The 10,057-nt window shown below is 54.3% G+C and carries 20 protein-coding genes; all 20 read left to right on the top strand.

Annotated elements, in window-relative coordinates:
• Positions 1-1,212: elongation factor Tu (tuf, locus tag CMG77_RS06215; protein WP_286903788.1), on the top strand; the 1,212-nt coding region annotated here is incomplete at its 5' end.
• 269 nt (positions 1,213-1,481) lie between these two features.
• Complete coding sequence (gene rpsJ / locus CMG77_RS06210; RefSeq protein ID WP_024462473.1) at positions 1,482-1,793, top strand: 30S ribosomal protein S10; 312 nt, start codon at positions 1,482-1,484, stop codon at positions 1,791-1,793.
• Positions 1,794-1,894: 101 nt separating this feature from the next.
• A complete protein-coding gene (rplC, locus tag CMG77_RS06205; protein WP_286903787.1) occupies positions 1,895-2,539 on the top strand; it encodes a 50S ribosomal protein L3 in 645 nt (214 codons plus the stop codon).
• A gap of 20 nt (positions 2,540-2,559) precedes the next feature.
• Positions 2,560-3,174 carry a 50S ribosomal protein L4 gene (gene rplD, locus CMG77_RS06200; RefSeq protein WP_286903786.1) on the top strand — a complete coding sequence of 205 codons (615 nt, stop codon included), beginning with the start codon at positions 2,560-2,562 and terminating at the stop codon, positions 3,172-3,174.
• Positions 3,171-3,467 carry a 50S ribosomal protein L23 gene (gene rplW, locus CMG77_RS06195; protein WP_286903785.1) on the top strand — a complete coding sequence of 99 codons (297 nt, stop codon included), beginning with the start codon at positions 3,171-3,173 and terminating at the stop codon, positions 3,465-3,467. The genes rplD and rplW overlap by 4 nt, the downstream gene beginning before the upstream one ends.
• 13 nt (positions 3,468-3,480) lie before the next feature.
• A complete protein-coding gene (gene rplB, locus CMG77_RS06190; protein ID WP_286903784.1) occupies positions 3,481-4,308 on the top strand; it encodes a 50S ribosomal protein L2 in 828 nt (275 codons plus the stop codon).
• 33 nt (positions 4,309-4,341) lie between these two features.
• On the top strand, positions 4,342-4,620 hold the full coding sequence (gene rpsS / locus CMG77_RS06185; RefSeq protein WP_286903783.1) for a 30S ribosomal protein S19: 279 nt from the start codon (positions 4,342-4,344) through the stop codon (positions 4,618-4,620).
• A 28-nt stretch (positions 4,621-4,648) separates the two neighbouring features.
• The gene (rplV, locus tag CMG77_RS06180; protein ID WP_286903782.1) at positions 4,649-4,981 is read left to right on the top strand and encodes a 50S ribosomal protein L22; all 333 of its coding nucleotides are present in this window, start codon (positions 4,649-4,651) and stop codon (positions 4,979-4,981) included.
• A 13-nt stretch (positions 4,982-4,994) separates the two neighbouring features.
• On the top strand, positions 4,995-5,675 hold the full coding sequence (rpsC, locus tag CMG77_RS06175) for a 30S ribosomal protein S3 (RefSeq protein WP_286903781.1): 681 nt from the start codon (positions 4,995-4,997) through the stop codon (positions 5,673-5,675).
• A gap of 12 nt (positions 5,676-5,687) precedes the next feature.
• Positions 5,688-6,101, top strand: coding sequence for a 50S ribosomal protein L16 (gene rplP / locus CMG77_RS06170; RefSeq protein WP_286903780.1), 414 nt, complete (start codon positions 5,688-5,690; stop codon positions 6,099-6,101).
• On the top strand, positions 6,101-6,292 hold the full coding sequence (gene rpmC, locus CMG77_RS06165) for a 50S ribosomal protein L29 (protein ID WP_024462482.1): 192 nt from the start codon (positions 6,101-6,103) through the stop codon (positions 6,290-6,292). The genes rplP and rpmC overlap by 1 nt, the downstream gene beginning before the upstream one ends.
• Positions 6,293-6,294: 2 nt before the next feature.
• On the top strand, positions 6,295-6,561 hold the full coding sequence (gene rpsQ / locus CMG77_RS06160) for a 30S ribosomal protein S17 (RefSeq protein ID WP_024462483.1): 267 nt from the start codon (positions 6,295-6,297) through the stop codon (positions 6,559-6,561).
• Positions 6,562-6,597: 36 nt separating this feature from the next.
• Positions 6,598-6,966 carry a 50S ribosomal protein L14 gene (rplN, locus tag CMG77_RS06155; protein WP_024462484.1) on the top strand — a complete coding sequence of 123 codons (369 nt, stop codon included), beginning with the start codon at positions 6,598-6,600 and terminating at the stop codon, positions 6,964-6,966.
• A 35-nt stretch (positions 6,967-7,001) separates the two neighbouring features.
• Positions 7,002-7,319, top strand: coding sequence for a 50S ribosomal protein L24 (gene rplX, locus CMG77_RS06150; protein ID WP_286903779.1), 318 nt, complete (start codon positions 7,002-7,004; stop codon positions 7,317-7,319).
• Between the two features lie 6 nt (positions 7,320-7,325).
• On the top strand, positions 7,326-7,865 hold the full coding sequence (rplE, locus tag CMG77_RS06145) for a 50S ribosomal protein L5 (protein ID WP_286903778.1): 540 nt from the start codon (positions 7,326-7,328) through the stop codon (positions 7,863-7,865).
• Between the two features lie 10 nt (positions 7,866-7,875).
• The gene (gene rpsN, locus CMG77_RS06140; RefSeq protein WP_024462487.1) at positions 7,876-8,181 is read left to right on the top strand and encodes a 30S ribosomal protein S14; all 306 of its coding nucleotides are present in this window, start codon (positions 7,876-7,878) and stop codon (positions 8,179-8,181) included.
• 31 nt (positions 8,182-8,212) lie between these two features.
• Positions 8,213-8,605 carry a 30S ribosomal protein S8 gene (gene rpsH / locus CMG77_RS06135; protein ID WP_286903777.1) on the top strand — a complete coding sequence of 131 codons (393 nt, stop codon included), beginning with the start codon at positions 8,213-8,215 and terminating at the stop codon, positions 8,603-8,605.
• A gap of 12 nt (positions 8,606-8,617) precedes the next feature.
• Complete coding sequence (rplF, locus tag CMG77_RS06130; RefSeq protein ID WP_286903776.1) at positions 8,618-9,151, top strand: 50S ribosomal protein L6; 534 nt, start codon at positions 8,618-8,620, stop codon at positions 9,149-9,151.
• A gap of 9 nt (positions 9,152-9,160) precedes the next feature.
• On the top strand, positions 9,161-9,511 hold the full coding sequence (rplR, locus tag CMG77_RS06125) for a 50S ribosomal protein L18 (protein ID WP_286903775.1): 351 nt from the start codon (positions 9,161-9,163) through the stop codon (positions 9,509-9,511).
• Positions 9,512-9,521: 10 nt separating this feature from the next.
• On the top strand, positions 9,522-10,031 hold the full coding sequence (gene rpsE, locus CMG77_RS06120) for a 30S ribosomal protein S5 (protein ID WP_286903774.1): 510 nt from the start codon (positions 9,522-9,524) through the stop codon (positions 10,029-10,031).
• The last annotated feature ends 26 nt before the right edge of the window (positions 10,032-10,057 follow it).

Raw genomic sequence — 10,057 nt, 5'->3', positions numbered from 1 at the left:
TTTGAACGCAGTAAGCCCCACGTCAATGTGGGCACCATCGGTCACGTTGACCACGGTAAAACCACGCTGACCGCGGCTCTGACCCGCGTGTGCTACGAAGTCTGGGGCAGTGGTTCTGCCATGGCCTTTGACGGTATCGACAATGCGCCGGAAGAACGTGAGCGTGGTATCACCATTGCGACCTCTCACGTAGAGTACGATTCACCGACCCGTCACTACGCGCACGTAGACTGCCCGGGCCACGCCGACTATGTGAAGAACATGATCACCGGTGCGGCTCAGATGGACGGTGCGATCCTGGTGTGTGGTGCCACTGACGGCCCGATGCCCCAGACTCGCGAGCACATCCTGTTGTCTCGTCAGGTAGGTGTACCCTTTATCGTGGTATTCCTGAACAAGGCCGACCTGCTGGCTGAAGATTGCGGCGGCGTAGGTACTGAGGAGTACAACGAAATGCTGGAGCTGGTCGAGATGGAGCTGCGTGAGCTGCTGTCCGACTATGATTTCCCGGGTGACGACACGCCGATCATCGCCGGTTCCGCCCTGATGGCTCTGAACGGTGAAGACGAGCACGAGCTGGGCACTACCGCCGTCAAGAAGCTGGTGGAGACTCTGGATGAGTACATTCCGGAGCCCGAGCGTGCCATCGATCAGCCGTTCCTGATGCCGGTAGAAGACGTTTTCTCTATCTCTGGTCGCGGTACCGTAGTAACCGGTCGTGTAGAGCGCGGCATCGTGAAGGTGGGCGAGGAACTGGAAATCGTCGGCCTGAAGGACACCACCAAGACCGTATGTACCGGTGTTGAGATGTTCCGCAAGATGCTGGACGAAGGTCGTGCCGGTGAGAACGTTGGTGTTCTGCTGCGCGGTACCAAGCGTGACGAAGTTGAGCGTGGTCAGGTACTGGCCAAGCCGGGTTCAGTGACCCCGCACGCCAAGTTCGAAGGCGAAGTGTACGTTCTGTCCAAAGACGAAGGCGGCCGTCACACTCCGTTCTTCAAGGGCTATCGTCCGCAGTTCTACTTCCGTACCACTGACGTGACTGGCGCTTGTGAGCTGCCGGAAGGCGTTGAGATGGTTATGCCGGGCGACAACGTGAAGATGAGCGTGACTCTGATTCACCCGGTAGCGATGGAAGAAGGTCTGCGCTTTGCGGTTCGTGAAGGCGGCCGTACTGTAGGCGCTGGCGTGGTCGCTAAGATCATCGAGTAAGCGATACAGGCTCTGAAAAAGGCCCCTGCGGGGGCCTTTTTTTGTCTCCNGAGCGATTTTAGANGTTCTGTNGGAGANATAAGTCTTTGATTTTNAAAAATAATGGTGCGTTTTCCGGAATTCCGGGAATATCCTGGNATATCCCTTGACAGGGGGCTGNCCCGCCATTAGAATTGCGCCTCCATTTTGCAGGGTATCAACGAGCTCAGCTCGGACGCCATCGCCAATTTGGATAGTTCTTTAAAGTTTATTACTGGAGTTTGGTTCACATGCAGAATCAACGCATTCGGATTCGCCTGAAGGCCTTTGATCATAAGCTCATCGATGCCTCTACCCAGGAAATTGTTGAGACAGCAAAGCGCACAGGCGCACAAGTCCGTGGCCCGATTCCGCTGCCGACTCGCAAAGAGCGCTTCACTGTATTGATCTCCCCGCACGTCAACAAGGACGCGCGTGATCAGTACGAGATTCGTACACACAAGCGTTTGCTGGACATTGTTGAGCCCACTGAAAAAACCGTTGATGCCCTGATGAAGCTNGATTTGGCTGCAGGTGTAGAGGTTCAGATCAGTCTTAACTAATACAAAGTAAATGTTAATCCCGGTTTCGGCCGGGTTTGTGTAACGCTCTGAAATGGGCGGCCATAGCGGGTAAAAGCCCCGTACACTGAGAGGTTAGCAACATGACGATTGGTATTGTCGGCCGCAAGAGCGGCATGACTCGCATATTTACCGATGATGGTGTTTCCATTCCTGTTTCCGTGATTGAGGTTGCTCCCAATCGCGTCACCCAGGTGAAGAATGTAGAAACCGACGGATACTCTGCNGTGCAGGTTACCGTAGGGTCTCGTCGCGCCTCACGTGTTACCAAGCCCGCAGCGGGCCACTANGCCAAGGCGAATGCCGAAGCNGGACGTGGTTTGTGGGAATTGCGTAACGATACTCAAGAATCCTTCGAAGTTGGTGCAGAGATTACGGTTGACGCCTTTGAGGCTGGCCANAAGATCGATGTCACCGGTTCTTCCAAAGGTAAGGGCTTTGCCGGTACCGTCAAGCGTTGGAANTTCGCNACGCAGGACGCTACCCACGGTAACTCCCTTTCTCACCGTGCCCCCGGTTCCATCGGACAATGTCAGACNCCGGGTCGCGTCTTTAAGGGCAAGAAGATGTCAGGTCACATGGGTNCCGANCAGGTNACTGTTCAGAANCTNGAAGTGGTCCGCGTCGACGCTGAGCGTAATCTGCTGNTGGTCANAGGNGCCATNCCNGGAGCTCCNGGTGGTGACGTCATTGTTCGTCCCGCAGTTAAAGCGCGCAGTAACGGTTAATTGTCCGAGGGGAAACGACCATGGAATTGAATATTGTAAAGCCCGATGGTGCCAAAGATACGCTCAACGTATCTGAGGTGGCGTTTGGCAAAGAATTTAATCAAGACCTGGTGCATCAGGCGGTAGTCGCCTACCTGGCGGGCGGCCGTCAGGGCACCAAGGCTCAGAAAACTCGCTCTGAAGTNTCTGGCGGCGGTAAGAAGCCGTGGCGTCAGAAGGGCACCGGTCGNGCGCGTGCGGGTACCATCCGCAGTCCGATCTGGCGCTCNGGTGGTAAGGCATTNGCNGCCAAGCCNCGCAACTTCGAGCAGAAGCTCAANAAAAAGATGTACCGNGCNGCNNTGCGCTGCATNNTNNCTGAGCTGAATCGNCANGAGCGTNTGGTNGTGGTNGANGANTTNTCNGTCGACGCACCCANNACCAAAAGCCTGNTNCAAAAGCTGGCTCAGTACGATCTGTCAGAAGCGCTGATTGTGACTGAGGANGTGAACGANAATCTTTACCTGGCGTCNCGCAACCTGCATAAGGTTGANGTNCGNGANGTNCAGGGTGTTGATCCGGTTGCCNTGATNGGCTTNGAAAAGGTTGTGGTCACCGTTCCGGCTCTGAAAAAGTTCGAGGAGATCCTGGGATGAACCAAGAACGCATCTATAAAATCTTGTTGGGTCCGGTAGTGTCCGANAAGTCCGCNATGGCGGGCGAGAACGGCAACCAGGTNGTNTTCAAAGTNGCNACTGATGCCAGCAAGNTCGAAATNAAAGCGGCCGTNCAGGCGCTGTTTGATGTCAANGTNGANAGTGTTCGCGTGCTNAACGTGAAGGGNAAGACCCGTCGCACNCGCTTTGGTATNGGTNNNCGCAGTGACTGGAAGAAGGCCTACGTTCGTCTTGAGCAAGGTCAGGATATCGACTTTGCGGTAGCTGAGTAAGAGGATTGTTGCAATGCCTATTGTAAAACGTAAACCAACCTCGCCCGGTCGCCGCTTTGTAGTAAGTGTCNTNAATCCGGATTTGCACAAGGGTGCTCCTTACGCGCCNCTGNTGGAGAAGAANTCCAANAGNGGNGGNCGTAACANNGNTGGNCGTATCACAACCCGTCACGTNGGNGGNGGNCACAAGCAGCACTACCGTGTGATCGATTTCCGTCGNAATAAAGACGGNATNCCGGCCACAGTAGAGCGCCTGGAGTATGATCCGAACCGCACNGCCTACATNGCGCTGGTTTGTTATGCCGACGGNGAGCGCCGTTACATTATNGCNCCCAAGNGCCTNAAGGCNGGTGACAAGATCGANTCAGGNGATGCGGCGGCGATTAAAGTGGGTAATGCNNTGCCGCTGCGGAATATNCCNCTCGGNAGCACNGTTCACTGCGTCGAGTTGAAGCCCGAGAAAGGTGCCCAGNTGGCNCGTTCNGCNGGTGCNTCNTGCCANNTGGTGTCTCGCGACGGTACTTACGCGACNTTGCGTNTGCGTAGCGGTGAAACNCGCCGTGTANTGGTTAANTGCCGGGCGACCTTGGGCGAAGTGTCCAANAGCGAGCANAGCTTGCGGTCACTCGGTAAGGCCGGNGCCAANCGGTGGCGCGGTGTTCGTCCTACNGTGCGCGGTGTCGCCATGAACCCGGTAGATCACCCGCACGGTGGTGGTGAAGGTCGTACTTCTGGTGGCCGTNATCCGGTATCGCCTTGGGGTGTTCCGACCAAGGGTTACAAGACGCGCAAAAACAAGCGCACNACCAAGATGATTGTCCGTAGTCGCTCNAAGCGCTAACGGCAAATCAACAGCGGAAAAGAGGAAGCAACAGTGCCACGTTCACTGAAGAAAGGTCCTTTTATCGATCTTCACCTCATTAAGAAGGTCGAAACAGCGATCGAAAANAATGATCGTCGTCCAATNAAAACCTGGTCGCGGCGCTCAATGATCATGCCAGAAATGGTTGGTCTGACGCTGGCAGTACACAATGGNCGTCAGCACGTGCCCGTCCTGGTGAATGAAGAAATGGTTGGACACAAACTTGGCGAGTTTGCGGCTACCCGCACCTATCGCGGTCATGTCGCAGACAAAAAAGCGAAAAAGCGCTAAGCGCTAATAGTGCCTACGAGGTAACACGATGGAAGTAGCAGCAAAACTCAGCGGTGCTCGTCTGTCGGCGCAAAAAGCGCGCTTGGTAGCCGATCAGATTCGCGGAAAAGGTGTNGAGGAGGCGTTGGACCTNCTGGCATTCAGCCCNAAAAAGGGCGCCGCGNTNATCAANAAGGTGCTCGAGTCCGCAATTGCGAATGCCGAACACAACGAAGGCGCCGACGTCGATGAACTGAAAGTGTCCACGATNTTTGTGGANGAAGGTTTGAGCATGAAACGNATCAAGCCTCGCGCTAAAGGTCGTGCTGANCGCATTCTTAAGCGCACTTGTCATATCACCGTTAAAGTAGCCGACCAGTAAGAGAGCAGGCGTTATGGGTCAGAAAGTAAATCCGACAGGTATTCGTCTGGGTATCGTCAAGAAGCATACCTCAGTGTGGTATGCCGGCAGCGATCAGTACGCAGACAAACTCAACAATGATTTGGCAGTGCGTTCTTACATTCAGGNCAANTTGTCCAGCGCGTCTGTAAGCCGCGTGGACATTGAGCGTCCCGCCAATACCGCACGTATTACCATTCACACTGCCCGTCCGGGCATCGTGATTGGNAAGAAAGGCGAAGACGTGGATCGTCTGCGTGCAGAAGTGAGCGAGCGCATGGGTGTGCCAGTGCACATCAACATTGAAGAGATCCGTAAGCCTGATCTGGATGCTTCACTGGTTGCCCAGAATGTNGCTCAGCAGCTGGAGCGCCGCGTGATGTTCCGCCGTGCCATGAAGCGTGCCGTGCAAAACGCCATGCGTCAGGGTGCGGAAGGTATCAAGATCCAGGTGGGAGGCCGCCTGGGGGGTGCCGAGATCGCTCGTAGTGAGTGGTATCGTGAAGGCCGCGTACCGTTGCACACATTGCGTGCAAACATCGANTACGCAACCGCCGAAGCGTCNACCACCTACGGCATCATCGGTGTGAAAGTTTGGATTTTCAAGGGTGANGTCATCGGCGATATNGACGAAGCTGAAGCTGCACCTAAGAAAAAAGGCTCTAAGTCCAAGTAAGGGGTACGCAAGATGCTGCAACCAAAGCGTACGAAGTTTCGCAAGCAAATGAAGGGNCGCAACCGCGGCNTGGCCCATCGGGGCGCCAANGTAAGCTTTGGTGATTTTGGCTTGAAAGCTACTGGTCGCGGTCGCATTACAGCTCGCCAAATTGAGGCGGCCCGTCGTGCGATGACTCGTCACATTAAACGTGGCGGTAAAATCTGGATTCGTGTGTTTCCNGATAAACCAATTACCGAGAAGCCCCTGGAAGTACGTCAGGGTAAAGGTAAGGGTAACGTGGAATATTGGGTCGCGCAGATCCGTCCTGGTAAAGTCCTGTATGAGATGGATGGCGTCAGTGAAGATCTGGCTCGNGAGGCCTTTGCGTTGGCCGCAGCCAAGTTGCCTATTACAACAACTTTCGTAAAACGTTCGGTGATGTGATGAAAGCTTCAGAACTCCGGGAAAAATCCGTTGAAGAGCTGAACGGCGAACTGCTGACTCAATTGAAAGAGCAGTTCAAGCTGCGTATGCAGGCTGCTACTGGCCAGCTGGGTCAGACTCACCTGCTCAAGCAAACTCGCCGCGATATTGCTCGAATTAAAACGGTGCTTAAACAGAAGGCAGGTAATTAACGATGACTCAGGCAGATAATCTGGCTCGTACACTGACCGGCAAGGTTGTTAGCGACAAGATGGATAAAACCATCACAGTGCTGATCGAGCGTCGCGTAAAGCATCCGCTTTACGGCAAGTATGTGAGCAAGTCATCAAAGCTGAAAGCGCATGATGAAAACAATGACTGCAAGATCGGTGATACGGTGACTATCGCTGAATCTCGTCCGCTGTCAAAGACCAAATCATGGGCTTTAGTGAACATTGAAGAGCGCGCTACTGAAATCTAAGTGATTCAGGCGACTTAATAGTTTCGGAGACGGACGATGATTCAAACAGAAACCTACTTAGATGTAGCTGATAATAGCGGCGCTCGTCGGGTTCAGTGCATCAAGGTTCTTGGCGGCTCCCATCGGCGCTATGCCGCTGTGGGTGACATCATCAAAGTTACTGTGAAGGAAGCGATTCCTCGCGGTAAGGTGAAGAAAGGCCAGGTGATGAAAGCGGTGGTAGTGCGCACCAAGAAAGGTGTTCGCCGCCAGGATGGTTCGTTGATCAAGTTCGACGACAACGCTGCTGTGCTGCTGAACAACCAGGATGCTCCGGTGGGTACTCGTATCTTTGGGCCGGTGACTCGCGAGTTGCGTGGCGAGAAGTTCATGAAAATCATTTCTCTCGCACCGGAAGTGCTGTAAGCACTTGGTACGGGCAGAGAGCTGAGGGCAGACAAATGCGAAAGATTAAACGTGATGACGAAGTGATTGTTATCGCTGGTCGCGACAAAGGTAAGCGCGGGAAAGTTACCCGTGTGTTGGCTGATGGCCGCCTGATCGTGTCTGGTATTAACATGATCAAGAAGCACCAGAAACCGAATCCGCAANTGGGCGTGCCCGGCGGAATCGTAGAGAAGGAAGCCTCGATCCAGGCCTCCAANGTTGCCATTTACAATCCGGCGACTCAGAAGGCGGATCGTGTTGGCTTCAAGATCCTTGAAAACGGCGACAAGGTCCGCGTTTTCAAATCCAATGGCGAAGCCGTAGAGGCGTAAGTAGACATGGCTAGGCTAAAAGAACTGTACAGCAAAGAGCTCGCGCCCAAGCTGAAAGATGAGCTGGGTCTCGCGAACGTGATGGAAGTTCCGCGCATCACCAAGATCACCATTAACATGGGTGTCGGTGAGGCTGTGGGCGACAAGAAAGTGCTTGAGAATGCGATCGGTGACTTGGAAAAAATCGCCGGCCAGAAGGTCGTGATTACCAAGGCACGNAAGTCAATCGCGGGTTTCAAAATCCGTGATGGCTGGCCGATTGGCTGCAAAGTAACTCTGCGTAAAGATCGTATGTATGAGTTTCTGGATCGCCTGGTCAGCATCGCTATTCCGCGCATTCGCGACTTCCGGGGTATCAGCCCGAAGCAATTTGACGGCCGCGGTAACTTCTCCATGGGCGTAGGCGAGCAGATTATCTTCCCGGAAATTGACTACGATAANGTCGATAAGCTCCGCGGTCTGGATATTTGTATCACAACGACAGCACGGAACGACGAGGAAGGTCGCGCGCTGTTGAAAGCGTTCAACTTCCCGTTCAAAGGTTAAGGGTAGCGTCATGGCTAAGAAATCAATGGTTGCACGCGAAGTAAAACGTGCCCGCACAGTCGCCAAATACGCCGCTAAGCGCGCGGAACTGAAAGCGATTATTGCCAGCCCTGCTTCTTCCGAAGAGCAAGTCTGGGAAGCGCAGATCAAACTGCAGCAGCTGCCTCGCGATGCGAGCCCGAGCCGCGGGCGTCGTCGCTGTCGCGTAACTGGCCGTCCGCACGGTGTGTATCGCAAGTTCGGCTTGTGCCGCCACAAGCTGCGTGAAGCTGCCATGCGGGGCGACGTTCCCGGTTTGGTCAAGTCCAGCTGGTAAGCCCAGGGCTTAACATTAGGAGCAGAATCAGATGAGCATGCAAGATCCGTTGGCCGATATGCTGACTCGCATTCGAAACGCCCAGCAGGTGGGAAAGTCGAATGTCACCATGCCCTCTTCCAAACTGAAGGCCTCTGTGGCAAAAGTTCTGGCAGAAGAAGGCTACGTTGATAGTTTCTCAGTGAGCGAGGGTGCCAAGCCCGAGCTGACCATTGAGCTGAAATATTTTGAAGGTAAGCCGGTNATTGCTGAGCTGGATCGGGTCAGTCGNCCCGGCTTGCGCAGTTATGCTGGTAAGTCGTCCATTCCGACCGTGCGCGGTGGTNTGGGNGTTGCCATCGTTTCTACCAGTAAAGGTGTTATGACTGATCGTGCCGCTCGCGCCGCTGGCGTNGGTGGTGAAGTCCTCTGCACAGTATTTTAACGGGAAGTCGTCATGTCACGAGTTGCAAATAGTCCGGTTGAAGTACCGTCCGCTGTTAAGGTCACCCTTCAGGGTCAGAGNCTTAGCGTTAAAGGCGGAAAAGGTACATTGGCTCTGGAAATTCACGACAGCGTTGAAATCCAGCAGGAAGAAAACCTGCTCAAGTTCACCGCTCGTGATGGGGCCAAGCAGTCCCGCGCGCTGGCAGGCACCATGCGTGCTCTGGTCGGCAGCATGGTAAAAGGCGTAGATCAGGGCTTCGAAGAGAAGCTGCAACTGGTCGGCGTTGGTTATCGTGCCAANGCGTCGGGTAAAACTGTAAACCTGTCTGTCGGTTATTCTCAGCCGATCGATTACACCTTACCGGAAGGTGTAACGGCGGAATGTCCGGCCCAGACAGAAATTGTGCTGAAGAGCGCTGACAAGCAGCTGCTCGGTCAGGTGGCATCCGAGATTCGCGCNTTGCGTGAGCCCGAACCCTACAAGGGTAAAGGCATCCGCTATGCAAGCGAACAGGTTCGCCGTAAAGAAGCCAAGAAGAAGTAGGGCCAGGATATGAGCGATAAGAAGCAATCTCGTCTTCGCCGTGCGCGTCGTGCCCGTGCCAAGATTCGTGAACTGAGTGTTAACCGTCTGTCTGTTCATCGTACCCCGCGTCATATTTACGCGCAGGTNATTGCAGAAGATGGNGGCCGCGTATTGGCCAGTGCCTCGACGTTGGACAAAGATCTGCGTCAAGGCAAAACGGGTAACAGCGAGGCGGCGAAAGCTGTCGGCGCTCTGATNGCAGAGCGCGCTAAAGCTGCCGGTGTCTCCCGGGTGGCNTTCGACCGTAGTGGGTTCAAGTTCCACGGTCGCGTAAAAGCCCTGGCNGACGCTGCGCGTGAAGCTGGACTGGAATTCTAAGGGTTAAGATATGGCATACGCGAAGAAAGAAGAAGGCAACAACGAAGGCTTCCAGGAAAAGCTGGTACANGTCAATCGTGTTGCCAAGACTGTTAAAGGTGGTCGTATCTTTGCCTTCACCGCNCTGACNGTGGTTGGTGACGGTAACGGTAAGGTCGGCTTTGGCCGCGGTAAGGCACGNGAAGTGCCGGTTGCTATCCAGAAAGCAATGGAAGCCGCTCGCCGTAACATGATCGACGTTGAANTGAACGGTGATACTATCCAGTACCCGACCAANGGTCGTCATGGCGCCTCCAAGGTGTTCATGCAGCCNGCCTCCCAGGGTACCGGTGTTATTGCTGGCGGTGCCATGCGCTCTGTGCTGGAAATTGCCGGTGTTCAGAACGTACTGGCCAAGTGCTACGGNTCTACCAACCCGGTAAACGTTGTTCGTGCCACTTTTAACGCGCTGAAGTCTATGGCGTCTCCGGACTCTGTAGCGGCCAAGCGTGGCAAAAGTGTCGAAGAGATCCTGAATTAATTGGCGTTGCCAGTTAACTGATTGCG

It is taken from the genome of Marinimicrobium sp. (genome assembly GCF_002695945.1).
Taxonomy (GTDB): Bacteria; Pseudomonadota; Gammaproteobacteria; order Pseudomonadales; family Cellvibrionaceae; genus Marinimicrobium; species Marinimicrobium koreense.
Note: the sequence above shows the minus strand (reverse complement) of the source record. Positions and strands in the feature narration are given on the sequence as shown.

Excerpts from the sequence above, each read along its gene's own strand:
- rpsN (WP_024462487.1), top strand. The coding sequence starts at position 7,876 with ATGGCTAAGAAATCAATGGTTGCACGCGAAGTAAAACGTGCCCGCACA.
- rplN (WP_024462484.1), top strand. The coding sequence starts at position 6,598 with ATGATTCAAACAGAAACCTACTTAGATGTAGCTGATAATAGCGGCGCT.
- rpmC (WP_024462482.1), top strand. The coding sequence starts at position 6,101 with ATGAAAGCTTCAGAACTCCGGGAAAAATCCGTTGAAGAGCTGAACGGC.
- rpsQ (WP_024462483.1), top strand. The coding sequence starts at position 6,295 with ATGACTCAGGCAGATAATCTGGCTCGTACACTGACCGGCAAGGTTGTT.